Source organism: Glaciimonas sp. OK215, from assembly GCF_057787885.1.
The window spans coordinates 4,232,453-4,258,343 of the sequence record NZ_CM173544.1 but is presented as its reverse complement, the minus strand read 5'-3'; the positions used below and the strand labels follow the sequence as shown (position 1 = coordinate 4,258,343).

Annotated in this window: 22 protein-coding genes and 3 pseudogenes; 19 read left to right on the top strand and 6 right to left on the bottom strand. The window is 56.7% G+C overall.

From position 1 onward, the window contains the following. Window positions 1-55 precede the first annotated feature (55 nt). From queD to ldcA, 3 genes are all read left to right on the top strand, one after another. The gene (gene queD, locus AC3CHX_RS19630; protein WP_488629695.1) at window positions 56-505 is read left to right on the top strand and encodes a 6-carboxytetrahydropterin synthase QueD; all 450 of its coding nucleotides are present in this window, start codon (window positions 56-58) and stop codon (window positions 503-505) included. Between the two features lie 268 nt (window positions 506-773). Beyond that, window positions 774-1,274, top strand: coding sequence for a tRNA adenosine(34) deaminase TadA (gene tadA / locus AC3CHX_RS19625; protein ID WP_488629694.1), 501 nt, complete (start codon window positions 774-776; stop codon window positions 1,272-1,274). 24 nt (window positions 1,275-1,298) lie between these two features. After that, on the top strand, window positions 1,299-2,261 hold the full coding sequence (gene ldcA / locus AC3CHX_RS19620; protein WP_488629693.1) for a muramoyltetrapeptide carboxypeptidase: 963 nt from the start codon (window positions 1,299-1,301) through the stop codon (window positions 2,259-2,261). Here the strand turns inward: ldcA and AC3CHX_RS19615 are convergent. Beyond that, window positions 2,230-3,159, bottom strand: coding sequence for an aldose 1-epimerase (locus AC3CHX_RS19615; RefSeq protein WP_488629692.1), 930 nt, complete (start codon window positions 3,157-3,159; stop codon window positions 2,230-2,232). The two genes, ldcA and AC3CHX_RS19615, sit on opposite strands and share 32 nt — an antisense overlap. Before the next feature lie 736 nt (window positions 3,160-3,895). Between AC3CHX_RS19615 and AC3CHX_RS19610 the strand changes: the two genes are divergently transcribed. Next, on the top strand, window positions 3,896-5,497 hold the full coding sequence (locus AC3CHX_RS19610; protein ID WP_488629691.1) for an ABC-F family ATPase: 1,602 nt from the start codon (window positions 3,896-3,898) through the stop codon (window positions 5,495-5,497). Between the two features lie 82 nt (window positions 5,498-5,579). Here AC3CHX_RS19610 and AC3CHX_RS19605 read toward each other — a convergent pair whose 3' ends face one another. Then, on the bottom strand, window positions 5,580-6,167 hold the full coding sequence (locus tag AC3CHX_RS19605) for a hypothetical protein (protein ID WP_488629690.1): 588 nt from the start codon (window positions 6,165-6,167) through the stop codon (window positions 5,580-5,582). A gap of 192 nt (window positions 6,168-6,359) precedes the next feature. Between AC3CHX_RS19605 and nadA the strand changes: the two genes are divergently transcribed. Next, window positions 6,360-7,499 (top strand): quinolinate synthase NadA, encoded by a 1,140-nt coding sequence (nadA, locus tag AC3CHX_RS19600; protein WP_488629689.1) that lies wholly within the window; start codon window positions 6,360-6,362, stop codon window positions 7,497-7,499. Next, a complete protein-coding gene (nadC, locus tag AC3CHX_RS19595) occupies window positions 7,496-8,377 on the top strand; it encodes a carboxylating nicotinate-nucleotide diphosphorylase (RefSeq protein WP_488629688.1) in 882 nt (293 codons plus the stop codon). The genes nadA and nadC overlap by 4 nt, the downstream gene beginning before the upstream one ends. A gap of 62 nt (window positions 8,378-8,439) precedes the next feature. Here nadC and nadB read toward each other — a convergent pair whose 3' ends face one another. The 3 genes from nadB to AC3CHX_RS19580 form a co-directional block, all read right to left on the bottom strand. After that, complete coding sequence (nadB, locus tag AC3CHX_RS19590) at window positions 8,440-10,041, bottom strand: L-aspartate oxidase (protein WP_488629687.1); 1,602 nt, start codon at window positions 10,039-10,041, stop codon at window positions 8,440-8,442. Between the two features lie 173 nt (window positions 10,042-10,214). Next, window positions 10,215-11,426 carry a formate-dependent phosphoribosylglycinamide formyltransferase gene (purT, locus tag AC3CHX_RS19585; protein WP_488644874.1) on the bottom strand — a complete coding sequence of 404 codons (1,212 nt, stop codon included), beginning with the start codon at window positions 11,424-11,426 and terminating at the stop codon, window positions 10,215-10,217. A gap of 285 nt (window positions 11,427-11,711) precedes the next feature. After that, on the bottom strand, window positions 11,712-13,391 hold the full coding sequence (locus AC3CHX_RS19580; protein ID WP_488629686.1) for an MFS transporter: 1,680 nt from the start codon (window positions 13,389-13,391) through the stop codon (window positions 11,712-11,714). Between the two features lie 294 nt (window positions 13,392-13,685). Between AC3CHX_RS19580 and AC3CHX_RS19575 the strand changes: the two genes are divergently transcribed. The 9 genes and pseudogenes from AC3CHX_RS19575 (at window position 13,686) to AC3CHX_RS19535 (ending at window position 22,039) form a co-directional block, all read left to right on the top strand. After that, a complete protein-coding gene (locus tag AC3CHX_RS19575; protein ID WP_488629685.1) occupies window positions 13,686-13,952 on the top strand; it encodes an ATP-binding protein in 267 nt (88 codons plus the stop codon). Then, on the top strand, window positions 13,907-14,533 hold the full coding sequence (locus tag AC3CHX_RS19570; protein WP_488629684.1) for an IS6 family transposase: 627 nt from the start codon (window positions 13,907-13,909) through the stop codon (window positions 14,531-14,533). Before AC3CHX_RS19575 ends, AC3CHX_RS19570 begins: the two co-directional genes overlap by 46 nt. A 289-nt stretch (window positions 14,534-14,822) precedes the next feature. Further along, the gene (locus AC3CHX_RS19565; protein ID WP_488629683.1) at window positions 14,823-16,343 is read left to right on the top strand and encodes a sugar ABC transporter ATP-binding protein; all 1,521 of its coding nucleotides are present in this window, start codon (window positions 14,823-14,825) and stop codon (window positions 16,341-16,343) included. Window positions 16,344-16,409: 66 nt separating this feature from the next. Continuing rightward, on the top strand, window positions 16,410-17,414 hold the full coding sequence (locus AC3CHX_RS19560; RefSeq protein ID WP_488644873.1) for an ABC transporter permease: 1,005 nt from the start codon (window positions 16,410-16,412) through the stop codon (window positions 17,412-17,414). Between the two features lie 58 nt (window positions 17,415-17,472). Beyond that, window positions 17,473-18,414: a substrate-binding domain-containing protein gene (locus AC3CHX_RS19555; protein WP_488629682.1), complete on the top strand. Its 942-nt coding sequence runs from the start codon at window positions 17,473-17,475 to the stop codon at window positions 18,412-18,414. A gap of 194 nt (window positions 18,415-18,608) precedes the next feature. Beyond that, window positions 18,609-19,586 (top strand): carbohydrate kinase family protein, encoded by a 978-nt coding sequence (locus AC3CHX_RS19550; protein WP_488629681.1) that lies wholly within the window; start codon window positions 18,609-18,611, stop codon window positions 19,584-19,586. 62 nt (window positions 19,587-19,648) lie between these two features. Further along, window positions 19,649-20,746 carry a porin gene (locus AC3CHX_RS19545; RefSeq protein WP_488629680.1) on the top strand — a complete coding sequence of 366 codons (1,098 nt, stop codon included), beginning with the start codon at window positions 19,649-19,651 and terminating at the stop codon, window positions 20,744-20,746. 385 nt (window positions 20,747-21,131) lie between these two features. After that, window positions 21,132-21,539 (top strand): annotated as a pseudogene (locus AC3CHX_RS19540) (SDR family oxidoreductase); the annotation flags it as partial. Window positions 21,540-21,598: 59 nt separating this feature from the next. After that, entirely contained in the window at window positions 21,599-22,039 is a 441-nt protein-coding gene (locus AC3CHX_RS19535) for an RbsD/FucU family protein (protein ID WP_488629679.1), read from the top strand. A gap of 15 nt (window positions 22,040-22,054) precedes the next feature. On the opposite strand, the gene AC3CHX_RS19530 is transcribed toward AC3CHX_RS19535, so the two are convergent. Next, window positions 22,055-22,954, bottom strand: a complete 900-nt coding sequence (locus tag AC3CHX_RS19530; RefSeq protein ID WP_488629678.1) for a helix-turn-helix domain-containing protein — start codon at window positions 22,952-22,954, stop codon at window positions 22,055-22,057. 419 nt (window positions 22,955-23,373) lie between these two features. Here AC3CHX_RS19530 and AC3CHX_RS19525 point away from each other — a divergent pair. The 4 genes and pseudogenes from AC3CHX_RS19525 to AC3CHX_RS19510 form a co-directional block, all read left to right on the top strand. After that, window positions 23,374-23,502 (top strand): annotated as a pseudogene (locus AC3CHX_RS19525) (alpha-amylase family glycosyl hydrolase); the annotation flags it as partial. Beyond that, window positions 23,492-23,590: pseudogene (locus AC3CHX_RS19520) on the top strand (phosphoenolpyruvate carboxylase); the annotation flags it as partial. The pseudogenes AC3CHX_RS19525 and AC3CHX_RS19520, both read left to right, overlap by 11 nt. Before the next feature lie 57 nt (window positions 23,591-23,647). Continuing rightward, the gene (gene gap, locus AC3CHX_RS19515) at window positions 23,648-24,661 is read left to right on the top strand and encodes a type I glyceraldehyde-3-phosphate dehydrogenase (RefSeq protein ID WP_488629677.1); all 1,014 of its coding nucleotides are present in this window, start codon (window positions 23,648-23,650) and stop codon (window positions 24,659-24,661) included. 2 nt (window positions 24,662-24,663) lie between these two features. Further along, complete coding sequence (locus AC3CHX_RS19510; protein ID WP_488644872.1) at window positions 24,664-25,854, top strand: phosphoglycerate kinase; 1,191 nt, start codon at window positions 24,664-24,666, stop codon at window positions 25,852-25,854. The last annotated feature ends 37 nt before the right edge of the window (window positions 25,855-25,891 follow it).

Here is a 25,891-nt window from a genome sequence, read left to right as displayed (position 1 = left end):
TGTTCGCTGCGGTTTTGAGAGGCGCCTCCGATCAGTATTTATTTAGAACCTCATTATGTTAACCATTACCCGCAAACTGGAATTCGATGCAGGCCACCGGATTCCGGATCACAAAAGCCAGTGCCGCAATTTGCACGGCCATCGTTACACCCTTGAAATCACCTTGGTCGGCGCCGTCATTGAAGTCGAAGGCAGTTCCGACAATGGCATGATCATGGATTTTTCGGATATCAAGACGTTGGCCAAGCAGCATCTGGTGGATGTCTGGGATCACGCATTTCTGGTGTATGAAAAAGACACTGCAGTGCGCGAATTTCTGGCCACCTTGCCGGATCACAAGACAGTGGTGATCGATCGCATTCCGACCGTTGAAAATCTGGCGCGCACCGCGTATGACATCCTCAAGGCCGCCTACAAGGATCATTACGGCACCGGTTTGCATTTGCAAAAACTGGTATTGCACGAGACCCCGAATTGCTGGGCAGAGATTTCCGAAGATCGTTGATTCAACCTAGAAACGGCAGTTGGACCGGCGCGAGTGTGCGTTTTTCCGGCTTTCTGGCTAGGCGCGACGACGCGGCAGACTGCATTCTGCAAGGAGGAGCAACGACGCCAGGGAGCCGGAAAAATGTGCAATCGTGCCGGTAGCGTGGTCACCCAAACGGTGACCGTATTGGTTAAAGAAATCGTCAATATATTCAATCTCTGATAGATAATTTGAAGCGGTCAACTGCCGTTTCTAGGTTCAATCACCAATAAAACAATTCTCCCGTATGAATGCCCTAGTCAATCCACTCGACACCACATTGCGTGACGCCATCTACATGCAGCAAGCGATCTCGCAAGCACACAATGCCTGGGCGCTCGGTGAAGTGCCGGTCGGGGCGCTGGTAGTCAGGGATGGCGTCGTGATCGCGACCGGTTTCAACCAGCCGATAGGCAATCACGATCCGACCGCCCATGCCGAAATCATGGCCTTGCGTGCGGCCGCTACGCTACTTGGCAACTATCGTTTACCCGGTTGCGAAATGTACGTCACGCTGGAACCCTGCGTGATGTGCGCGGGCGCGATGATGCACGCACGACTGGCGCGAGTGGTGTACGGTGCCAGCGATCCGAAGACCGGCGCCGCTGGTTCGGTGCTTAATTTGTTTGAGCAGGACAGGCTCAATCATCACACCGCGCTGACTGGTGGCGTATTGGCCGAAGAATGTGGCACACTGCTTAAACGGTTTTTCGCAGAGCGCCGTCTGGCGCAGCAAAAATCATCCTGAATTATCCTGAACCGAGGTGAATCAGTGCACCAAGAAAATCTCAATCCGCAAGCGTCTGTCACCTCAACCAGGATTGGCGTAGCGTTGATCGCGCCGGGCGGCTACGCGCTCGATGAGCAAGTCCTGGCGCGCGGCATCCTGGCGCTGCAGAAACAGGGTTGCGTCGTCTATAACTATTACGACGCAGCCGAGAAGCACCAGCGTTTTGGTGGCACGGACGAAGCCCGGGTAGCGCAGATCTATGCCGCGATTGACAACCCGCAAGTGCAGGTCGTGATGGCGCTGCGCGGTAGTTATGGCATGTCACGGCTGTTGCCCGTATTGGATTTTCATCGCATTGCGGCGAGCAAGAAACTGTTCGTCGGTCATAGCGACATCACGGCGTTGCATTTGGCATTGCTGGCACAAACCGGCTTGCAGAGTTTTGCCGGGCCGATGCTTTGCAGCGACTTCGGCGGCATTGAATTAAGCGAATTTACGATCTCCCATTTCTGGGAATGCCTGCGCCAACCGGAGCAGACATTCCAGGTGGCGGCGCAAGGCAATCCCGAGCTCAACGTCAGCGGAACGCTGTGGGGCGGCAATCTGGCGATGCTCAATCACCTGATCGGCACGCCGTATTTGCCGAAAATTGCAGACGGTATCCTGTTCCTCGAAGATATCGGCGAGCACCCGTATCGGATCGAACGCATGATGCTACAGCTGCAATATGCCGGCATCCTCGGGCGCCAGCAAGCAATTGTGCTGGGGGATTTTTCCAACTATCAGCTGGCGGAGCATGACAATGGTTATGACTTCGAAGCAATGTTGGCCTATCTGCGCGCGCACATTGCCGTACCGATTCTGACCGGCCTGCCATTTGGCCACATTCGCGACAAAGTCACACTCCCGGTCGGTAGTCAGGCGCAACTGATCTCCGACAGTACCGGCTTTCAGCTAAATATCAAAAGCGCTCTTACGCTAGCCTCCGAGAGGCCCCCAGGCTGACCCGAAAGCTGGTTTTCAGCGACAGGGCCTGTCCACGCGAGAGTATGGCCAGCCCCGGCTTGCCTGACATGTGGAATGCATCAATCGGATGCGTAACCGGTTCAAAGCAAAAATAGTCCAGCCCTGGCGGTCGATACAGCAGGCTGTAGCCATTGCAGTTATCCATCATCAACGTCAGTTGCAGGCCCCGGTCGGGGTAACTGATCAGGGCCTTGCCGTCCCAGCCCGTAAAGCAGTTGTCAACCAATGGCCCGTCCAGTGCGGCTGGCTGATTGTAATTCCAGGTTTGCGGAAAGCTGCGGGTATGTGCAGTCGGAATCGGATCTTTACCCGATAGCCAGACGCCTTCGGCGCAGGCACTGAAGCGGGTAGCCGGACTCCGTGGAAAGTAGGGATGCAGGCCAAGTCCGTAAGGCAGCGATTCGCTTCCCAGGTGGGTCACGGTTAACGCTATCGATAGCCCGTCGTTCAATAAAGTAAGCGTCTGCGTACAGCGATAGACATACGGATTGCCATCGAACCGATCTGACTTCAGCGTCAATTCGAGGCTGTTGGCGGTGTGGCTGGTAACGCGCCATTTCTGCAGCCAGCCATCTCCGTGAATCGGGTATGGTTCGCCGCTACGGTTCGGCGGCACAGGATAATGCCGGCCCTGATGTGTGAAGCCGCCTTCGGTAATGCGATTTGACCAGGGGACGAGCGGAAAACATGCGGTTGAACTGCAGTCTTTTGATTGTCTGTCCCACGGTCGGAAGAGCGGACTCCAGTACTGGCCCAGCTTCCAGTCCCATGCGGCGATGCTCCCGCCCAATGTCGGTAAAACGTGCAACCGTTGCGTCGTTGATTCCAGTTCAATGATGGGCAGTCCGAACGCATCTCGCAGGCTCTTGGTTGTCATGTTTTATCAATGAATAAGTGAATCCGCTGCGGCGGCTTTGGCTAATGATGTTAACACTCGCCCAACTTGCCAGTGATCAATAATTTACGCCGAGCGATACCGAAAATGCACAAAAGCACAGATATTTGTCAATGCAAAGGGCTGTTAATACCCATGCATGTATCGCAGGCGGCATGCGTTAAATTCCGGTGTCAATGGGAGAGTGAAAAAGTCGCATTTCATGCTACGATTTACATAACATTGATTTGAAATTTTGAAAGGTTACCAATGGCAACTATTCGAATTTCTCCGGCCGAAGTTCAGGTCGAGGACACGATTTACGTATTCGCCTCAGCTGACGATGCGGATGCTTTTGAAGCATGTATTGCCACTGTAGACGCGAAGTTCTGTGCGTCTCAGACTCCGCCGTTGAATACCAGGCCTGCCGATACCAGATCGCAAGACATGACGCCATAGTTTCGAATGCCCGTGATGTCAGCGCGGGTTCAGCGCCCAGCGTCGAAGCGCTCGTCTTCATTGCGGCCGGTAACGTCACTTCTTCTTTGATCACATCAAGCGGCGCGATGCGCTTGATGGCTAGTCCTTCGGCCACGACGAACGGAATCCGGCCATGCCCACGATGCCCGGCCTCAGCCCATCTCTTATATAGGCTCATACAGTGGTCAAATGTGGATGCTGTATAATGCCGCCACATTACATAACCCTATGATTCAATTAAGAAAAGAACCACGTCAACATGCTTTCTACCGCAAATATTACGATGCAGTTCGGCGCCAAGCCGCTGTTTGAAAACATTTCCGTCAAATTCGGCGATGGTAACCGTTATGGCCTGATTGGCGCTAACGGCTGCGGCAAGTCGACCTTCATGAAAATTCTGGGGGGCGATCTGGAGCCGTCGGCTGGCAATGTGATGCTGGACACCAATGAGCGTCTGGGTAAATTGCGTCAGGATCAGTTTGCGTTTGAAGAAATGCGGGTGCTGGATGTCGTGATGATGGGCCACACCGAGATGTGGGCAGCGATGGCCGAGCGCGATGCGATTTATGCCGATCCTGAAGCCACCGACGACGACTACATGAAGGCCGCCGATCTCGAAGCGAAATTTGCGGAATACGACGGTTACACCGCTGAAGCGCGCGCCGGTGAATTGCTGCTCGGCGTTGGTGTCGCCATGGATCAGCATCAGGGTCCCATGAGCAATGTGGCGCCAGGCTGGAAGCTGCGCGTATTGCTGGCGCAGGCATTGTTCTCGAATCCGGACATTCTGCTGCTCGACGAACCCACCAATAACCTCGACATCAACACCATCCGCTGGCTCGAAGATGTGCTGAATCAGCGCAACTCGACCATGATCATCATTTCGCATGATCGTCACTTTTTGAACCAGGTTTGCACCCACATGGCCGATATGGATTACGGCACACTGAAGGTGTATCCGGGCAACTACGATGACTACATGCTGGCGTCGTCACAAGCGCGTGCGCAGCAACTGTCGGTGAATGCCAAGGCCAAAGACAAGGTTGCCGAATTGCAGGAATTCGTGCGGCGCTTCTCGGCCAACAAATCGAAGGCGCGTCAGGCCACTTCGCGTGCCAAGCAAATTGAAAAGATCAAGGTCGAAGACCTCAAGCCATCCAGTCGCGCCAATCCATTCATACGTTTCGATGGCGAGAAAAAATTGCATCGCCTGGCCGTTGACGTGCAAGGCATCAGCAAGAGTTACGACCGTACGCTGTTTAAAAATTTCAGCATCATGGTCGAAGCGGGTGAGCGCATTGCGATCATTGGCGCCAACGGCGTCGGTAAAACGACGCTGCTGCGCAGCATAGGCGGTAAGGATCTCTGCGGTCTGGAACCTGACGGCGGTCTGGTGAAGTGGGCGGAAAACGCCAACGCCGGTTACATGCCGCAAGACCCTACCGAAAACTTCGCCGCAGACATCACCCTGACCGACTGGATGGGTGCATGGACCCAGGAAGGTGACGACGATCAGGCGGTCCGCTCGATTCTGGGCCGTCTGCTGTTCAGTGGCGACGATGTCAAGAAGTCGGTAAAAGTCCTGTCAGGCGGTGAAAAAGGCCGCATGACCTACGGCAAGCTGATGTTGGGACGCCATAACGTGTTGTTGATGGATGAGCCGACCAACCACATGGATATGGAGTCGATCGAATCACTCAATATCGCCCTCGACAAGTACGCCGGCACGCTGATTTTTGTTTCGCATGACCGTGAATTCGTATCATCGCTGGCAACCCGCGTGCTGGAACTGAAAGAGAATGAAGTGATCGATTTCCAGGGCACGTATGAGGATTACCTCAGCAGCCAAGGTATCGAGTAAAGATCGTCCTGTCTTGATGTAAGGGCAAGAAAAAAGCGCAGCGGGAATTTCCCGGATGCGCTTTTTTTACATGCTGCAGAGCCTATTCCAGATCGGGCGAGATCGGCGCCGGTGCAACCATATACAGCAATTGATCGAGCCGGTCACGCAGGCTGCGGGTGATTTCCTCGCCTTTGGATTTGAGTATTGCCTCCAGATAAGCCTGGCGCAGTGCTTGGAAATCCTCGATGGAGTTGGCGCGCTCAACCTTCAATTGCAGGCCGTAGCCACGCAGGCCGATCATGCTCTTGATGGTCTCGTTGTAGAACCGATAGATGGCTTCAAATTGCGTTTGTCCCGGTAGCAGGATGGCTTCATGCTGCGGAGCCGGAGAGGATGCAACCTGCGTCAGCGCAGGGCCGGCATTGGCTGCCTGGCCTGGGGCGGCAACCGCGCCGTTGTCAGCGGCTTGGGTATCGTGGGGCTGCTCGTGGAACTGTATCATGCCAATTTCCAGTAGCGTCTCCAGGTGTTCCTGAGAGAGCCCCAGTCCGGCGACTTTGCTTGCTAGCACATCGCTGTCGGTTTTGCCGTCAACCAGTAACAGCAATGTGCGCAAGCGGGGAGCCAGACCGTGCGCGCGGGTGGCGATTTCTTCGCGGCCACGTGCGGTTTTGTCAAATAGTGTCATCTCCGTATTTTTCCTGATTATTGTCGGATCATAGTACGGTAGATCATTCGGCGTTGCAATCAGTCAATACCGCAGCAATGAATCTGTGTTGGCAGTAAAATTAGCATCCCCCGCCAGTCCGGGACCGAGCTTTTTCCTCGATTATTTGCTTATTTTTTTGGCCTCTCACTAGATATCAGGTTAATTGTCGTCATGCCATCCACACTCATTAAAACCGTTGAATTCGAGCGACCGCAAATGGCGCAAGGCAGCAGCTGTACCGCACAAGCCTGGGCCCGCGTTGCCGCCACTCCCTCGCCGCAGGAAAAAATAGCCCTCAAGGAACGCATAAGGCGCTTGCTCAAAGAGCAACAGGCCGTGCTGGTCGCCCACTATTATGTCGATGCCGACCTGCAGGACCTGGCGGAAGAAACCGGCGGTTGCGTCTCCGATTCGCTGGAAATGGCACGTTTTGGCCGCGATCATCCAGCGCAGACATTGGTTGTCGCCGGTGTCAGGTTCATGGGGGAAACCTCGAAAATCCTGAGTCCGCACAAGCGCGTATTGATGCCCGACCTGGATGCCACCTGTTCATTGGATCTGGGCTGTCCCGCCGACGACTTCAGCGCTTTTTGCGACGCCCATCCGGATCGCACGGTGGTGGTGTATGCGAACACCAGCGCAGCGGTCAAGGCGCGCGCCGACTGGATGGTGACCTCGTCAATCGGCCTGGACATCGTCGCCCATCTGCATGCACAGGGTAAAAAAATCCTGTGGGCACCGGATAAGCATCTGGGCGGTTACATTCAGAAAAAAACCGGCGCCGACATGTTGTTGTGGCAAGGATCCTGCCTGGTACATGACGAATTCAAAGGGATTGAACTGGAACTGCTGCGGCGCGAGCATCCCGCTGCCAAGGTGCTGGTACATCCGGAGTCGCCGCAGGACGTGGTCGATCAGGCCGATGTAGTCGGTTCCACTTCGCAATTGATCGCCGCCGCCCGAACGTTGGACGCAGACGAATTCATCGTGGCCACCGACAATGGGATTTTGCACAAAATGCGCATGGCAGCGCCGGGCAAGCGCTTCATTGATGCGCCGACCGCCGGCAACAGCGCGACCTGCAAGAGCTGCGCGCACTGTCCGTGGATGGCGATGAACGGATTGCAGAATCTGGCCGATGTGCTGGAGTCGGGCAGCAATGAAATTCACGTCGATGCCGAGACCGGCCGCAAGGCTGTCGTATGTATCGACCGCATGCTCGATTTCGCAGCAGAGCGCAAAGCCAACACGCGTCCGTCCGGCGATCTGGCGCAAGAACAAAAACTGTTTTCAGGAATCGGTCCGGCATGAGTCTCCCTCCCAGCAGCATTTTAAAAAATCGTTTTGCACCGTTTGATCAAGCACTGCAAACCGCCTTTGACAACACGATCGGCGCGGCGCTGGCCGAAGACGTCGGCAGCGGCGATCTCACCGGCATGCTGGTTCCCGCCGACGACATGGTCAAAGCCCGCGTCATCGTGCGTGAGGAAGCGGTTCTCTGCGGCGCACCCTGGTTTGAAGCCGTGATGCAGCGCCTCGACCGCCGCATCCGGATCGACTGGCACTATGCCGAAGGCGATCTGATGCGCGCCGACAGTGAAGTTTGCGGTATCGCAGCACCAGCCCGCGGCTTGCTCAGCGCCGAACGCGCTGCACTCAACTTCCTGCAATTGCTGTCCGGTGTGGCCACTGCTACGCGCAGCTACGTCAATCTGATCGCAGACACCAACGCCAAGATACTCGACACCCGTAAAACCTTGCCCGGCCTGCGCCTGGCACAAAAATATGCGGTCCGCGTCGGTGGCGGTCACAATCAGCGGCTGGCGCTGTATGACGGCATCCTGATCAAGGAAAACCACATCGCGGCGGCCGGTGGTATTCGCGCCGCCATGCGCGCTGCCCAAAGCCTGGAGGCTGGGGTGACGATACAGGTGGAGGTGGAAAGTCTGGCGGAGCTGGATGAAGCGTTAACGGCCGGCGCAACATCGGTCCTGCTCGACAATTTCAGCCTCGATGCGATGCGTGATGCGGTGAAATTTACCGCCGGCAGGGCGCTGCTGGAGGCTTCCGGCGGCATCAACATGGAAACCGTGCGGGCGATCGCAGAGACCGGGGTCGACCGGATTTCGATCGGCAGTCTGACCAAGGATATTCGGGCCACCGATTTTTCGTTGCGGGTGGTGGGATAAGTCAAAAAGAAGCGGATTCAGGAGCAGCGCGACGCTGCTCCGATCCTACGCTTACTGCAGACTCAACGGCGTTCCGGCGTCAACACCGTCGGCAATGCCTTGGCCAGCGTTTCCGGATAATCCTGACTGTAATGCAGGCCGCGACTTTCGCGTCGTGACAGCGCGCTTTCGACGATGAGCGACGCTACTTGCACCAGATTCCGCAGTTCCAGCAAATCACGGCTGATGCGGAAGTGCGCATAGTACTCGTCGATCTCTTCCTTCAACAATCTGATCCGGTGCTGGGCGCGTTCCAGGCGTTTGTTGGTGCGGACGATGCCGACGTAATTCCACATGAAGCGACGCAGCTCATCCCAGTTGTGGGCGATCACGACTTCCTCGTCGGCGTCGGTGACGCGGCTTTCGTCCCAGGCCGGCAGCGGTATGGCTTCCGGCCTGGCTTGCTGTTCGATGTATTTGGCGGTGGAGCGACCGATGACGACGCATTCCAGCAGCGAGTTGCTGGCTAGCCGATTGGCGCCGTGCAAGCCGGTGTAGGCGGTCTCGCCGACCGCGTATAAGCCTGGCAGATCGGTGCGGCCGCTGAGATCGGTCACCACGCCGCCGCAGGTGAAATGGACCGCAGGCACTACCGGGATCGGTTGTGTGGTGATGTCGATGCCGAGTTCCAGGCAGCGCGCATAAATCGTCGGGAAGTGTTCTTTCAAGAATTCAGGCGACTTGTGGCTGATGTCGAGATCGACGTGATCCAGGCCGCGCTTTTTCATTTCAAAGTCAATCGCGCGGGCGACGATGTCGCGTGGGGCCAGTTCGGCGCGCGCATCATGGGCCGGCATGAAGCGTGCGCCGGCGTCTTCTCCTTCGGTGTCGGGGAGTTTCAGCAAGCCGCCTTCGCCGCGTATCGCTTCGGTGATCAGGAACGATTTGGCGTATGGGTGGTACAAACAGGTCGGATGGAACTGGATGAATTCCATGTTGGCAACGCGGCAGCCGGCACGCCACGCCATGGCGATACCGTCGCCGGTGGCGGTATCGGGATTGGTCGTATACAGATACACTTTACCGGCACCGCCGGTGGCCATCACCGTGTGGTCGGCGCCGATGGTCAGCACTTTGCCGGTCTTCACGTTCTTGGCATACAGGCCGAGGCAGTGTGGCGCAGTCCCATTGGCAGCAACTTTTTGGGAAGTGATCAGATCAATCGCGTAATGATCTTCGAGCAGCGTGATATTCGGATGGGCGCGGACTTTCTGTTCCAGCGTGACTTGCACCGCATGCCCGGTAGCATCGGCGGCATGAATGATGCGACGCTGGCTGTGACCGCCTTCGCGGGTCAGATGAAAACCCAGTTCGGCTTTGGTATCCGGCGTAAATGGAACGCCTTGTTCGATCAGCCATTCGATCGCTTCGCGACCGTGTTCGACGATGTAGCGGGTCGCGCCTTCGTCGCACAATCCGCTACCGGCAATCAGGGTGTCGGAAATATGCTCGTCATAGCTATCGCCGGAATCCAGCACCGCAGCGATGCCGCCCTGCGCCCAGTTGCTGGCGCCGTCCAGCAGAGCGCGTTTTGAGATCACCACCACCTTGCTTTTTTCTGCAAGATGGAGAGCGACTGACAGGCCGGCCAGGCCACTACCGATAATGGCGACGTCGAATTTCATAGTGAATAGATGAATGTAGAAATGCTGATTGCTCTGAATGGCAAGAGAGTAGGGTGGACCAGTGTAACGCCTGCCGCCGGGTTGTGCTTTGCCCTATGTATTCGATTCCAGGGCAGATTGCGTGTCATATCCGGTTGGCGACGCGACAGGTCTGCCCTTTGATTTACGCTGACTTAAGCGGGGATGACCGGTTTCACTTTGGCGGCCGCCTGTTTGGCGCGGATGCGTGCGCTGTCGACGTCGTCAGCAGTGGCGAGTGCCACGCCCATACGACGGCGGGCGAAAGACTCCGGCTTGCCGAACAAACGGATGTCGACGCCGGGTTCACGCAATGCGTCAGCCACACCTTCAAAGGCGATGCCCTTGGCGTCGTGCTGGCCGTAGATCACCGCCGAGGCTGCCGGGCTGTTGAGCGTGACATTGACGGGTAAGCCGAGGATGGCTTTGGCGTGCAATTCAAACTCGCTTTGCCGCTGACTGGCCATGGTTACCATGCCGGTATCGTGTGGCCGCGGGCTGACTTCGGAAAACCAGACCATATCGTTCTTGACGAACAATTCGACGCCGAACACGCCCAGTCCGCCCAGGTTGTCGGTGACTTTCTGGGCGATATTCCGGGCGCGGGCCAAGGCTTCCGGATGCATCGGGTGCGGCTGCCATGATTCGACATAATCGCCTTGCACCTGAATGTGGCCGATAGGTTCGCAGAAATGGGTTTTGATGCTGCCATCGGCTTCCAGTGCGCGTACCGTCAGCAACGTGATTTCGTAGTCGAAGTCGATGAAGCCTTCGACGATGACACGACCGGCATCGACGCGGCTGCCAGCGGCGGCATAAGCCCACGCAGCTTCCACCTGATCTGCACTATCGATCTTGGACTGGCCCTTGCCGGACGACGACATGACCGGCTTGATCACACACGGGAAACCAACGGTGTCGCAAGCGGCTTGGAGTTCGTCCAGATTGTTGGCAAAGAGATAAGGAGAAGTCGCCAGGCCGAGCGTCTCGCCCGCCAGCCGTCGGATGCCTTCGCGATTCATGGTGAGCCATGCAGCGCGGGCGGTCGGGATCACGGTGATTTTGCCGGCAGCTTCCATTGCGACCAGCGTTTCAGTGGCGATGGCTTCGATTTCAGGCACCACCAGATGCGGTTTTTCCAGCGCAATCAGCGCCTCCAGCGCGGCGCCGTCAGTCATGTTGATGACGTGCGAGCGATGCGCGACCTGATGGCCCGGGGCATTTGGATAACGATCGACGGCGATGACTTCAACACCAAGGCGTTGCAGCGAAATAATGACTTCCTTGCCAAGTTCGCCGGAGCCCAGCAACATGACTCTGGTGGCGGATGGGGAGAGCGGGGTACCGATTCTGACAGCAGTCTTCATATTCTCATGAGGTGGGTCGATGACCGATGAAGATAGCAAATCCTGGCGGTTTTGGACAGCCATAAATGCCAATTTCCAAGGCTAAGGCCTGTGACTTCAGCTTAGGCGTGAGACCTGGGGAGGCGCTGCGTGTTTTTGACTGGGTTCAAGATTTCCAAAAAGCCAACAAAAAAGCCGATCAGGTCCGGTAACCTGGTCGGCTCAATTCTTACTGAAGGAATGGCAAAAAATATTGTCGCTGTAACGCTGACGTTATGACAGCGACTTCTACATTGCCAGGTTGATCTAGCGTTCTTCCGCGTAGATATCGTTATGGATGGTTTCTTTAACGAACAGCATGCCGATGACGAACGTACCGACGGCAATCACGATTGGATACCACAGACCGTAATAGATATCGCCTTTGAACGCAACCAGCGCAAATGCCGTGGTCGGCAGCAGACCGCCAAACCAGCCGTTACCAATGTGATACGGCAGCGACATTGAAGTGTAACGGATACGGGTCGGGAACATCTCCACTAGCATCGCCGCAATCGGACCATACACCATGGTCACGTAGATGACCAGGATGAACAGCAGCAGCAGCACCATTGGCTTGTTGATTTGCGCCGGATCGGCCTTGCTTGGATAACCGGCACCCTTGATGTCGCCGGACAGCTCGGCAGAGAAGCTCTTGTCCTTGGCCCCGGCATCTTCTTTCGACAGACCTTTGGCATCGTACGAAGTCAGGGTTTTATCACCGATCTTGATCGTTGCCACGGAACCTGGCGCGCCAGCGACGTTTTCATAATTGACCGACATGGCAGACAGCTTGGCCTTGGCGATATCGCAGGAGGACGTGAACTTCTTGGTACCGGTCGGGTTGAACTGGAACTGACAGGTCGCCGGATCCGCAGTGACGATGACCGGTGCGCTCTTCAGTGCAGCTTCCAGGGCAGGATTGGCATAGTGGGTCAGGGCGGAGAAGATCGGGAAATAGGTCAGCGCGGCAATCAGGCAGCCCGCCATGATAATCGGCTTGCGGCCGATCTTGTCCGACACCGTACCGAAAATGACGAAGAACGGCGTGGCCAGCAACAGGGACAGGGCGATCAGGATATTTGCCGTTGCGCCGTCAACCTTCAGGGTTTGTGTCAGGAAGAACAGCGCGTAGAACTGACCGGTATACCAGACCACGGCCTGACCGGCGGTCAAACCAAGCAATGCCAGAATCACCAGCTTCAGGTTTCTCCATTCAGCGAATGCTTCGGTCAACGGTGCTTTCGAGACTTTGCCTTCAGCTTTCATCTTGGCGAATGCCGGCGATTCGGCCATTGACAAGCGAATCCAGACCGAGACGCCCAGCAAAATGACAGATACCAGGAACGGAATACGCCAGCCCCAGTCGGCAAATGCTTCTTCGCCGATCGAAGTCCGCACGCCCAGAATCACCAGCAGCGACAGGAACAAGCCGAGTGTCGCAGTGGTTTGAATCCAGGAGGTGAAAGCACCGCGTTTGTCATTCGGCGCATGCTCGGCGACATAGGTGGCGGCACCGCCATACTCGCCGCCCAGCGCCAGACCTTGCAAGATGCGCAAGGCGACCAGAATGACCGGTGCCGCGATGCCGATCGACTTGTAACTTGGCAAAATACCAACGATGAAGGTGGACGACCCCATGATCAGGATAGTGATCAGGAACGTATACTTGCGCCCAATCATGTCGCCCAGACGACCGAATACCAATGCGCCAAACGGTCGCACCAGAAAACCGGCGGCAAATGCCAGCAACGCAAAAATGAATGCCGTGTTGGGGTCGGTGCCGGCAAAGAACTGTTTAGCGATAATCGCTGCCAGCGAGCCGTATAAATAAAAGTCATACCACTCGAATACCGTGCCGAGGGATGAGGCCACAATGACTTTGCGCTCCTCCGACGTGATGCCGGGTGAAGCAAGTCCTCCGCCTGTCGCAATGCTGGTCGCCATGCTTGTCTCCTTAATTTATTGATGTTGTGTAGGGCAACTTTAAAATCTCAGATCTACTGCGCACCCGGGCCTCGGTATTGCCCTGCAGGCTTCGGCCTTGGGGAACGCCCGCTTTTTGCACGGGTCTGCACGAGTGGAGTGTGGGGCCGTAACCTTACGCAAGTCTTGCTTGAAACTTACAGAAACTTACAGGGTGGAAGTCTTTTGACGGTGGTGTTTGTTGTTACGTGCGCGCGTAAAGTGACACGAAAGGTGATGTTTTTGCCGCAGAAGGTGAGATTTTTGCCACGATAGTTGAGACTAGCACTTCGCAGAAGTGTCATTTTCGGTTGCTTGTTAAGCGGAAGCGTCATTTCGTCCGTATTGTTACGTGGCCTGCATAAGCAACTGACTAACGTGAGGCTGCTGATTGTCGATGAACTGGACTATGTCCCATTTACGGCGGTGGGTGCGAAATTGTTGTTTGAGGTCTTTAGCCGCCGTTATGAACGGGGCGCCACGCTGGTGCATCGAACTTGCCGTTTGACGAGTGGACCCGCGTCCTCGGATCGGAGCGCCTGACCGGTGCGTTGCTTGACCGGCTTTCCCGTCACGTTCACCTCCTGGAGATGAACGGCGAATCGTATCGATTGGCCACTAAACGCGGCGATAAATGGTTTCTGGACGAAGTCGTTCTGCCGATCAAGGGTCAGCATCATTACCTCTGGCGCGCAGTCGATCAAGATGGATTTACGCTCGATATTTTGATGCAGAGTCGGCGCAATCGACACGCTGCCAAGCGATTTTTCCGCATGCTGCTCAAAGGCTTGTACTACGTGCCTAGGGGAATCATCACCGACAAGGTGAAAAGTTACGCTGCGGCCAAGCGCGACATCATTCCCAATACCGAACATCGCCAGCACAAGGGGTTGAACAATCGATGTGAGGTGTCGCACCAACCGACCCGGCAACGGGAACGGCAGATGCGGCGATTCAAATCGCCTCGCCAGGTACAACGATTCCTGTCAGCGCATGCGCCGATCAACAATCTATTCCGCATCCGCCGCTTTCATGTCACCGCTTCAGCATACCGTGATGCACGTCAACAGGCATTTTCAATATGGCAGATGGCAAGTTGCGCCCACAATTATGGCAATGCGTAAAAATGCGACCAAACCCCAGCGAGCACGCCTGGAACGGGCAGACTGGCGCCACCGTAGACAAGCCGTTGGCGGTCTGATTTGTGGCGCATGTTTGACTTCGTATTTCATACGGGCGTGAAAGTAATCGCGCGGCGCCAGGATTAATATCCTGCATCAATCACCAAAAGCCAACAATCTCAATACGACAAGCAGGAAAAACCTGGACTTTGGCGGGCGCCGGATGATTGTCGCAGCGGTTTGACGCACCGAATAGAAAGTAGCAGTTGAATACTATAAGAGGAGATTATCCATGCATCCTGTTACCCCGATCGTGTCCATCCGCAACCTGAGCAAGTCGTTCCCGGGTGTGCGTGCGCTGGACAACTGTCAGTTCGAGCTGTTGCCGGGCGAGGTTCACGCGCTGATGGGTGAAAACGGCGCTGGTAAATCCACGCTGATGAAGGTGCTCTCGGGTGTTTACCAAAAGGACGCTGGCGAAATTCGCATCGACGGGCGCGCGGTCGACTTGCCAAGCCCGCGCGCCGCGCAGGCTCTGGGCATCGGGATCATTCACCAGGAGCTCCACTTGATGCCGCACCTGAGTGCTGCGCAAAACATCTTTATCGGTCGCGAGCCGCGCGGACGCTTCGGCCTGTTTCTCGACGAAGATGCCTCGAACCGGCAGGCCAGGGCCATCTTCGAGCGCATGCATCTGGACCTGGATCCGCGCACGCCGGTGGGCGAGCTCACGGTGGCCAAGCAGCAGATGGTGGAAATCGCCAAGGCCTTGTCCTTCGACTCGCGCGTGCTCATCATGGATGAGCCCACGGCCGCGCTGAACAACGCCGAAATCGAGGACCTGTTCCGCATCATCCGGCAACTGCAGTCGCATGGTGTGGGCATCGTCTATATCTCGCACAAGATGGACGAGCTGCGGCAAATCTCCGACCGCGTCACGGTGATGCGCGACGGCCAGTACATCGCCACCGTGCCTATGGCGTCCACGCCGATGGACACCATCATCGGCATGATGGTGGGGCGTCAGATAGACAACACCAAGCAACAGATCCCCGACACCTCGGGCAACGACATCGTGCTGGAGGTCAAGGGGCTGGAGCGGGGCTCGGCCATCAAGGACGTGAGCTTCACTTTGCGCAAGGGCGAAATTTTGGGCTTTGCCGGCTTGATGGGCGCGGGGCGTACCGAAGTTGCGCGCGCTATTTTTGGGGCCGACCTTATCGAGGCTGGCGAAATCCGGGTCCACGGCGTCAAGGTGTCGATCAAGTCGCCCAAGGACGCCGTAGCCCACGGCATCGGCTACCTGTCGGAAGACCGGAAACACTTCGGCCTGGCCACCGGGCTCGATGTCGAGACCAACGTCGTCCTGGCGAGCATGAGCAAGTTCCTTTCGCTCGGTATCTTTCTCGACCAAGCCGCGATCAAGGACGCGGCCGAAGGCTTCGTCAGGCAACTGAGCATCAAGACCCCGTCAATCCACCAACTGGTGCGGCTGCTGTCGGGCGGCAACCAGCAAAAGATCGTGATCGCGAAATGGCTGCTGCAGGATTGCGACATCCTGTTCTTCGACGAGCCCACGCGCGGCATCGACATTGGCGCCAAAAGCGAGATTTATAAGCTGCTCGATGCGCTGGCGGCACAAGGAAAGGCGATCGTGATGATCTCGTCGGAGCTGCCCGAGGTGCTGCGCATGAGTCATCGCATCCTGGTCATGTGCGAGGGCCGCATTACCGGCGAACTCCCGGTGCACGAAGCCTCGCAAGAAAAGATCATGCAATTAGCCACGCAGCGTGACAGCGCAATAACACACTAATCCAATAACTCAATGGAGACGACCATGGCAAACAACCCGAACCCCCTATCGCATGTAGCACCGCTCATGCCCCAGGCTCGCCCTGGCGCGCTCGCCATCCTCAAGGCCAGGATCTTCCAGCCCGCCACGCGACAGAAGCTGCTGGCCTTCGCCAGCCTGCTGGCGCTGATGATGTTCTTCAGCTTCGCCTCGCCCAACTTCCTGCAAACCGACAACATGGTCAGCATCCTGCAGTCCACGGCGGTCAACGGCGTGCTGGCAATTGCCTGCACCTTCGTCATCATCACCGCGGGCATCGACCTGTCCGTCGGTACGCTGATGACCTTTTGCGCCGTCATGGCCGGTGTGTTCCTTACCAACTGGGGTCTGCCGCTCTACGTCGGCATCTTTGCCGCGATCTTCTTCGGCGCGCTGTGCGGCTCGGTCTCGGGTGTGTTGATCGCCAAGCTCAAAGTGCCGCCCTTCATCGCGACCTTGGGCATGATGATGTTGCTCAAGGGGCTGGCGCTGGTGATCTCCGGCACCAAGCCTATTTATTTCAACGACACTCCGGGGTTCTCGGCCATCTCGCAGGACTCGCTGATCGGCAATTTTATTCCCGCCCTGCCGATTCCGAATGCGGTGCTGATCCTGTTTCTGCTCGCTATTGCGGCGGGCGTCGTTCTCAACAAAACCATGTTCGGCCGCTATACCTTTGCGCTGGGCAGCAACGAAGAGGCTGTGCGTCTCTCGGGCGTGAACGTCGACTTTTGGAAGATCGTCGTCTACACCGTCAGCGGTGCCATCTGCGGCATTGCCGGCCTCTTGATCGCCTCGCGGCTGAACTCTGCCCAGCCGGCGCTGGGTCAAGGTTACGAACTCGATGCGATCGCGGCGGTGGTCATCGGCGGCACTTCGCTGTCGGGGGGCAACGGCACCATCCTCGGCACTATCATCGGCGCGTTCATCATGAGCGTGCTGATCAATGGGCTGCGCATCATGTCGGTCGCCCAGGAATGGCAGACCGTGGTGACCGGCGTGATTATCATCCTGGCCGTCTACACGGATATTCTGCGGCGCCGCAGGCAGTGAGGGGCGCATCCAGCACTGCAGCTACGTCGTTTTACAACCACCCCAAAGGAGACTTGACATGATGAAAAGAAGAGTACTGAATATTGCCATCGGCCTGACGGCTGCCTTGGGCCTTAGCGGCGCAGCGCTGGCGCAGGAGACCTACATTCCCCTGATTTCGAAGGGCTTTCAGCACCAGTTTTGGCAAGCTGTGAAATCCGGGGCCGAGCAGGCGGCCAAGGACTTCCACGTGAAGGTCTCGTTCGAAGGCCCCGAATCGGAGACCATGGTCGACAAGCAAATTGACATGCTGTCGGCCGCGCTGGCCAAGAAACCCCAGGCCATAGGTTTCGCAGCGCTGGACAGCAAGGCAGCCCTGCCGTTGCTGAAGAAGGCGCAGGCGGCCAAGATTCCGGTCGTCGCCTTTGACTCGGGGGTGGATAGCGACATCCCCGTGACCACCGCCACCACCGACAACAAGGCGGCGGCGGCGATGGCGGCCGACAAGCTGGCCGAGTTGGTGGGCAAGGAGGGCGAAGTGGCGGTCGTGGCCCACGACCAGACCGGCCGCACCGGCGTCGATCGGCGTGACGGCTTCGTGGAACGCATGAAGGCCGCTTATCCAAAGATCAAGATCGTCAGCATCCAGTACGGCGGCGGCGACCAACTGAAGTCCACCGAGGTCACCAAGTCGATCCTGCAGGCCTACCCTCATCTCAAGGGCGCTTTCGGCACCAATGAAGGCTCGGCGATCGGCGTACTCAACGGCTGCAAGGAGATGAAGCGCAAGCTGGTGATTGTGGGTTTCGACTCCGGCAAACAGCAGAAAGACGCCATTCGGAATGGAAGCATGGCCGGCGCCATCACGCAGAACCCGGTGGGCATTGGCTACAAGACCGTGGAAGCCGCTGTGAAGACGCTCAAGGGCGAGAAGCAGCCCAAGGTGATCGACACCGGTTTCTACTGGTATGACAAGACCAACATCAACGACCCGAAGATCGCCAGCGTCCTTTATGACTGATCTTCCAAGCGAACGGCCGGTGCCCTAGATAGCCCGCGTCGTGAGTGCCAGCGCCGGTTAGTACCTGCCTGGCGCCGAATAGACTTCTAACGAAGGCGCGATTTTATCTCCAGGAAAATAGGGGAGGGGAGATCGCGCAAAATTAAACTAAAAGATATTTAACTGGCTTTGATCGAAGCCGCCCGGAGCGAACCATGCCACCAACCAGCCACCAGCAGGCTGCCAACACCCAAGCTGGTACTGCCCGGTTACCGCAATTTGTCAGCGCCGGTGAAGCGCTCACTGACTTGATTCGTACCGATGGCGATCGGTGGTTGAGCAAAACCGGCGGCGCCATTTGGAATGTCGCACGCGCAATGGCGAGTCTCGGCGTCTCTACCGGATTTGCCGGGGCAATCAGCCAGGACTGGTTTGGAGACTGCCTGTTTGCCGCTAGTCGCGCAGCCGGCCTCGATCTGCGATTTTTACAGCGCGTCGCGCGCCCGCCCTTGCTGGCTATCGTCTACGAAACCTCTCCGCCGCAATATAACTTCATCGGCGAGAACAGCGCCGATCTCGCCTTTGATTCCGCCAAATTGCCAGCGCACTGGCAATCTGCGGCGAAATGGGTGCATTTTGGCGGTATCAGCCTGACCCGCGCACCACTTGCCGGGATTCTGATCGCCTTGGCCGAAGAACTTAAACAAGCTGGCGTGCGGATCAGCTACGACCCTAATTTCCGCAACCTGATGAATGCGGAATACGATTCCGTGCTGAAGCGCATGGCGCAATTGGCCGACGTGATCAAGGTATCGGATGAGGACTTATGCGGACTATTCCGCACCGACAATCAGCACGCCGCACTCGATACATTGCGCAGCCTCAACCCCGATGCGGCCGTTCTGCTGACATTAGGCGCCCAAGGCGCGACGATGCTGGTCGACGACCGGCAGTGGCATGTGTCTCCTCCGTCCATCGAGATCGTCGATACCGTCGGCGCTGGCGATGCCGGTATCGCCGGACTGATTTACTCGCTGATTCAAGAGTCTCAGCAGACGCCACGCCCCGCCTCAGATATCAACTGGCTAAACCACTTGCGATTTTCGGTTGCTTGCGGTTCTGCTGCTTGCCTGAATGCCGGCGCCAAGCCACCACAGCTGGCACAAGTACATGCCTTACTAAAAAACATCTAACTCGAGTTGCACAAGACTCAAAAAACAGTGGTCAACCCCACATTTTTTACTTAGGAGATGAAATGAGAAAGTCTGTTTTGAAAACCTTGCCGCTGGCAAAGCCCCTCGCCGCTGCGGCAATACTCGCTTGCGCCTGTATCGGTCAGGCGCAAGCCCAAACCAATGTGACCATCTATGGCCGCGTCGTGGATGGCATCAATTACCAAAGCAATCAGGATACCGGTCGCGTCGATAGCAACGGCAAAGCCATCGTTGGCGGCAAATGGGGCGTCGACGGCAATGTCTGGGGCACCAGCATGTTCGGCTTCAAGGGCACTGAAGACCTGGGCGGCGGGCTCAGCGCGCTGTTCCTTCTGGAAAACGGCTTTGACGGCAGCACCGGCACCGTGAATGGCGGCTCCGGCCTGTGGACGCGGCGTTCTTTGGTCGGCCTGAGCGGTGGTTTCGGTACTCTGAAAATAGGTCGGGATTTAACCCTTCCCAGCGACGTGGTCTGGAATCTGGATTCAGGCGGCCAACAAGGAATGGGCACCGCCACTCTGGTAAAGGGGCGCAACTGGCCAACCTACAATAACGAAATCGACTACACCACGCCAAACCTGGGCGGCTTCACCGCACAAGGCGTGTATGGCATGGGTGAAGTGGCCGGCTCGACCAAAAAAGGCAGCACGGGCGGGCTCTCTCTGGCTTACGTACAACCGAGCTACGAGTTGCGGGCGATGTACGACTTTGCGAATGACGCCAACGGACAATACTCGTCCCTGTTTCAATATTCGAAAGAGTTGACTCTCGGCGGCACTGTCACCATCGATAAGCTGAAGCTGTTTGCCGGCTACGAACATCTATCGGCACCCGCCGTGATCGCCAGCCAAGGCAATCCCGACAAGGCTAACCAGTTCTGGCTCGGCGCCAACTATCAACTCAGTCCGGCGCTGACGCTGATCGGCGGCGCGTATCACGTCAAGCTCAATCAGCACAGCGGCACTGCCAACCTGTTCATGCTCGGCACCAATTACAGCCTGTCCAAGCGCACCCTGCTGTATGCAAGCATCGGTACCGTACGGAATAGCGCGCTCACCAGTTTTGCCGTTGAAACCGGCACTGGTGCACCTGGCGTCAACCAGAACGCGTTCTACTCGGGTATAAGTCACACGTTCTAAACGGCAATCTGCACTATCTTGAAATTGTGCCGATTAATGGCAGTAGCGAGACGTCCCCAGGTAACTCCCTGTTTGCCCATTCGTATTTGAGTGGGCTTTTTTTTCGAGGGAGGAAAGCGTATTCAGTTTCAGGGGGCAGCGAAATCGCTCGCCCAAAGTTGGTGCTCTGATTTGTGGCGCATGTTTGATTTCGTATTTCAATACCGGCGTGGACGTAATTGCGCGGTGCCAGGATTAATATTCTGTCTTTGTGGTTTTTGAAGGAGAGTCAAAATGGATGACGTCGTTATTGTAGCCGCAGGCCGTACTGCGGTAGGTAAATTTGGCGGCGGCATGGGCGTGGCACTGGCGGTGGAACGCTACTAGTTCGCAGCGCGATTCTTATCTCGATTCAGTATTCAACATGACCAAACCGCTGTGCGACGGCATGGTCGAGCGCGGCTGGGGGCGGATCATCAACATCTCGTCGGTGAATGGGCAAAAAGGCGCGTTCGGACAAAGCAACTACGCGGCCGCCAAGGCCGGCATGCATGGCTTCACCAAGGCGCTGGCGCTGGAAGTGGCGCGCAAGGGCGTGACGGTGAACACCATTTCGCCTGGTTATATCGGCACCAAGATGGTCATGGCGATTGCGCCGGACATACTTGACTCCAAGATCATTCCGCAGATTCCGATGGGGCGTCTGGGCAAGCCGGAGGAAGTCGCCGGCCTGGTCGCCTATCTGGCGGCGAATGAGGCCGCGTTTGTGACCGGGGCGAATATCGCCATCACCGGTGGGCAGCACATGTACTAGGCGCACTTTCTTGCCTTACCGTTGTTTGTTATTTCATTATTTATTATTGAAGGAAACACATGCTTAAGGGTATCGATCCATTGCTGTCGCCGGAGTTGCTCAAGATCCTGTGCGAAATGGGGCATGGCGATGAGGTCGCGGTGGTCGACGCCAACTTCACCGCCGAATCGTTAGGGCGAGGCAAACCCATCGTCCGACTGCCCGGCAGCGATCTGCAGCGGGCATGCGCGGCGGTGCTGACGGTGTTTCCGCTGGACGCTGCCGTTGCCCGGCCGGTCGCTTACATGAAGGTGTCCGACACGCCCGACGGCTACACGTCGGCGCTGCAGTCATCGGTGATTGTGCTGCTGGAGGCGGGCCGTTTGGCCGCACCCGGGCAATGCGAAGCGGTCGAGCGGTTCAGCTTTTACGAACGCGTCAAGCAAGCCTACGCGATCGTGCAAACCGGTGAGATGCAAACTTACGCAAACTTCATTTTTAGGAAGGGTGTCATTAATTAACAAAGATAATAGGCCCTAAAAAGCCCGCACTCTTGTCGCCGGAACGTTTTCTTCATGCCCTCTCGTCTCTAGGTAACGGCTCGGTACACATCCGGTGTAGCGTTTGAAAACGGTGGAAAAATATTGCGAACTTGAAAAGCCGAGCATAAAAGCCATATCGGTTACCGGCATCCGCTTTTGTTCCAGCAGTTGACAGGCCTGCTGCACTTTGTGGCGAATCATGAACTCGGCAGGCGGCAGGCCCGCCTCCCGGCGGAAGCGGCATTTGAACTGGGGCAGTGAGAGCCCGACCAGAGCGGCCAATTCTTCCAACCCGATATCGTCTTGCTCGCTCTGGTGAATATAGTCTATGCATTTCTGGATGCCCGCGCTGGTGGCCTGCACCGGCGCAGCGCTGGCCGCATGCAAGACATGCATGACGTAATTGCGTAGATGATTTTCTATATACAACTGGATCTGAAGCGTACGCGGCTGCTGTAAAAAAACGAGACATTGCTCCAGATCGTGCTGGGCCGCCGGTGAAATTCGGAAGTGGCGCATGGCAAGCCCGCAGAGTGCAGACTGCAGCGCGGCGGCGCTGCTTGTAGACAAGCCGAGGAAATTATCCATCTCAAGCAGATGCAACTGAAGCCAATACAATTCCCCTTTCTCTTCTGGGTGGCCAGCGCTATCGTGCCGCTCCCCAGGAAAGGTAATGAACACCTCGCCGCTTTCGATCGTGTATTTGTCTTCATCGACACGGTAAGTCTGTTGTCCGCGCACCAGCAGCGAGATTTCCATCGCATCGGCATGGACATGCGGCGGCAATCCCGGCTGTGCCGTCAGATAGCGGTAATGCCCCAGCGAGCGTAGACCCGGAACGGACAGCGTAGCCCCACTGTATTCAAGGCGTTGGCGGTCTGATTTTTGGCTCATGTTTGATTTCCATTTCAATAACTGTGTGGAAGTAATCGCGCAGCAGCAGGTTGAATATTTTTTATCAGAAAGCAAAGTTTCCGCACCTATGGCATAGCCATGAGGTGGAAGTCGGAGGTAAGTTAATTAATAAAGGCATTTGATTTATTAATGAAGAATATATTCCGAATCGAGATCGCGGTAAAGCGTTTATCGACACAACTTGATCGATATTTTTATGTGTTGTCGTTTACTGCTGCTTTTGTTGCATTAAGCCTACGTCCGGAACGGACGGCCTGGCTCGCTTGCAGAGACGCTGTTGGCCTCCTGATTTGCGGTAAATGTTTGATTTCGTATCTCAATACGGGCGTGGAAGTAATCGCGCGGCGCCCGGATTAATATTCGGCAGAAGAATGGTTTGCATAAAAGAGAGACGACTGATGCGTAACAACTGGTGGCGGGGCGCTGTGATTTATCAGGTCTACCCACGCAGCTTTGCGGATGGCAATGGCGACGGTCTGGGCGATTTGCCGGGCCTGACGGAAAAACTCGGCTACATTGCGGCGCTTCCGCGAAGGAGACCACGACACACGCGTACGGACAGGAATCCATTTGTCGATCAACGGCATCGCCGCCGGATTGCGCAATAGCGGCTGACACCCGCAGATGTTTTAAAAAATATAGCGAGCCAACCCACTTTTTCGGACTTTCATCATGACTATTCGCGTTGCAATCAATGGCTATGGCCGCATCGGCCGCAATGTTCTTCGGGCCCACTACGAAGGCGGCAAAAAAAATGACATCCAGATCGTCGCGATCAACGACCTCGGAAATGCCGAAACGAATGCCCATCTGACGCGCCACGATACCGTCCACGGCAAGTTCCCAGGCACTGTCACGGTCGAAGGCGACACCATGATCGTCAACGGCGACCCGATCAAGGTCTTCGCTGAGCGCAATCCGGCCCTCATCCCCTGGGGCGAGCTGAACGTCGACATCGTGCTGGAATGCACCGGCTTCTTCACCACCAAGGAAAAAGCCTCGGCCCACCTGGCCGGCGGCGCGAAAAAAGTCATCATCTCGGCACCGGGCGGCAAGGACGTGGACGCCACCATCGTGTACGGCATCAACCACGGCGTGTTGAAGGCGACTGACACCGTCATTTCCAACGCCTCCTGCACCACCAACTGCCTGGGCCCACTGGTCCAGCCTTTGCACGCGAAAATCGGCCTTGAAACCGGCCTGATGACGACCATCCACTCGTACACCAATGACCAGGTATTGACCGACGTGATGCATGAAGACCTGCGCCGCGCCCGTTCCGCCACCCATTCGATGATCCCGGCCAAGACCGGCGCTGCTGCGGCGATCGGTCTGGTGTTGCCGGAACTGAACGGCAAGCTGGACGGTTTTGCGATCCGCGTGCCGACCATCAACGTATCGATCGTCGATCTGTCGTTCATCGCCGCACGCGACACGACGGTCGAGGAAGTCAACGCGATCATGAAGGAAGCATCGGAAAACGGTCCGTTGAAGGGCATCCTGGAATACAACACGGAGCCACTGGTATCAGTTGATTTCAACCACAACCCGGCATCGAGCTCGTTTGACGCGACGCTGACCAAAGTGTCCGGCCGTCTGGTCAAGGTCTCGTCCTGGTACGACAACGAGTGGGGCTTCTCCAACCGCATGCTGGATACCACTGTTGCACTGATGGCGGCGCAATGAGCATGCAATTCATACGCTTAAGCGATTTAGCTATGCACAACCAGCTGCAGGGAAAACGTGTCTTTATCCGCGCCGATCTTAACGTGCCGCAGGACGATGCCAGCAACATCACGGACGACACCCGCATACGCGCTTCGGTCCCCGCGATCCGGCTAGCACTGGAGGCTGGCGCTGCCGTCATGGTCACTTCCCATCTCGGGCGCCCGACTGAAGGCGCGTTCAAACCGGCGGACTCACTTGCGCCGATCGCAGACAGGCTTTCTACATTGCTCGGCTTGCCTGTCGAACTCAAGCAGAACTGGGTCGATGGCGTGACCGTCGCTCCGGGCCAGCTAGTATTGTTAGAGAACTGTCGCGTCAATAAAGGCGAGAAAAAGAACAGCGATGAGCTTGCGCAAAAGATGGCAAAGCTGTGCGATATCTATGTCAATGATGCCTTTGGCACGGCGCATCGCGCAGAAGCGACTACCCACGGCATGGCGAAATATGCGCCCGTCGCCTGTGCCGGTCCGCTGCTGGCGGCAGAACTCGACGCGCTAGGCAAGGCCCTGGGGCAACCGGCGCGGCCCTTGATTGCCATCGTTGCCGGCTCCAAGGTCTCGACCAAACTCACCATACTGGAATCGTTGGCAGACAAGGTCGACTATCTGATTGTCGGTGGCGGTATTGCGAATACCTTCATGCTGGCAGCCGGCCACAACATCGGCAAGTCTTTGGCCGAACCGGACCTGGTCGACCAGGCGAAGGCGATTATCGCCCTGCTGGCTAAGCGCGGCGCCTCGGTTCCCATCCCGTTTGACGTGGTCTGCGCAAAGAACTTCTCTGCCGACGCAATCGCGACATTAAAGGATCTCAAGGACGTCGCTGACGACGACATGATTCTCGACATCGGTCCGCGCACCGCGGTTCAGTTTGCGCAGCAGATCGCCCAGGCCGGCACTATCGTATGGAACGGTCCGGTCGGCGTGTTCGAATTCGACCAGTTCGGCCAGGGAACGAAAGCCATCGCGCAAGCCATTGCCGAATCCCCGGGCTTTTCGATCGCAGGCGGGGGCGATACCGTCGCCGCGATCGCAAAGTACGACATTACCGACAAGGTCGCCTATATCTCGACCGGGGGCGGGGCCTTCCTGGAGTTCCTCGAAGGAAAGATCCTGCCTGCGGTAGAGGTATTGCTAGAACGTGCTCGTTAACTTCTTCATTCCACCAATTTCGGAGAAAGACACGACT

Coding starts and splice junctions, on each gene's coding strand:
- nadC (WP_488629688.1), top strand. CDS start 7,496: ATGAGTCTCCCTCCCAGCAGCATTTTAAAAAATCGTTTTGCACCGTTT.
- AC3CHX_RS19545 (WP_488629680.1), top strand. CDS start 19,649: ATGAGAAAGTCTGTTTTGAAAACCTTGCCGCTGGCAAAGCCCCTCGCC.
- nadB (WP_488629687.1), bottom strand. CDS start 10,041: ATGAAATTCGACGTCGCCATTATCGGTAGTGGCCTGGCCGGCCTGTCA.
- AC3CHX_RS19580 (WP_488629686.1), bottom strand. CDS start 13,391: ATGGCGACCAGCATTGCGACAGGCGGAGGACTTGCTTCACCCGGCATC.
- AC3CHX_RS19565 (WP_488629683.1), top strand. CDS start 14,823: ATGCATCCTGTTACCCCGATCGTGTCCATCCGCAACCTGAGCAAGTCG.
- AC3CHX_RS19510 (WP_488644872.1), top strand. CDS start 24,664: ATGCAATTCATACGCTTAAGCGATTTAGCTATGCACAACCAGCTGCAG.
- AC3CHX_RS19615 (WP_488629692.1), bottom strand. CDS start 3,159: ATGACAACCAAGAGCCTGCGAGATGCGTTCGGACTGCCCATCATTGAA.
- AC3CHX_RS19610 (WP_488629691.1), top strand. CDS start 3,896: ATGCTTTCTACCGCAAATATTACGATGCAGTTCGGCGCCAAGCCGCTG.
- gap (WP_488629677.1), top strand. CDS start 23,648: ATGACTATTCGCGTTGCAATCAATGGCTATGGCCGCATCGGCCGCAAT.
- AC3CHX_RS19560 (WP_488644873.1), top strand. CDS start 16,410: ATGCCCCAGGCTCGCCCTGGCGCGCTCGCCATCCTCAAGGCCAGGATC.
- AC3CHX_RS19550 (WP_488629681.1), top strand. CDS start 18,609: ATGCCACCAACCAGCCACCAGCAGGCTGCCAACACCCAAGCTGGTACT.
- AC3CHX_RS19530 (WP_488629678.1), bottom strand. CDS start 22,954: ATGAGCCAAAAATCAGACCGCCAACGCCTTGAATACAGTGGGGCTACG.
- tadA (WP_488629694.1), top strand. CDS start 774: ATGAATGCCCTAGTCAATCCACTCGACACCACATTGCGTGACGCCATC.
- AC3CHX_RS19535 (WP_488629679.1), top strand. CDS start 21,599: ATGCTTAAGGGTATCGATCCATTGCTGTCGCCGGAGTTGCTCAAGATC.
- AC3CHX_RS19555 (WP_488629682.1), top strand. CDS start 17,473: ATGATGAAAAGAAGAGTACTGAATATTGCCATCGGCCTGACGGCTGCC.
- AC3CHX_RS19605 (WP_488629690.1), bottom strand. CDS start 6,167: ATGACACTATTTGACAAAACCGCACGTGGCCGCGAAGAAATCGCCACC.
- purT (WP_488644874.1), bottom strand. CDS start 11,426: ATGAAGACTGCTGTCAGAATCGGTACCCCGCTCTCCCCATCCGCCACC.
- nadA (WP_488629689.1), top strand. CDS start 6,360: ATGCCATCCACACTCATTAAAACCGTTGAATTCGAGCGACCGCAAATG.
- queD (WP_488629695.1), top strand. CDS start 56: ATGTTAACCATTACCCGCAAACTGGAATTCGATGCAGGCCACCGGATT.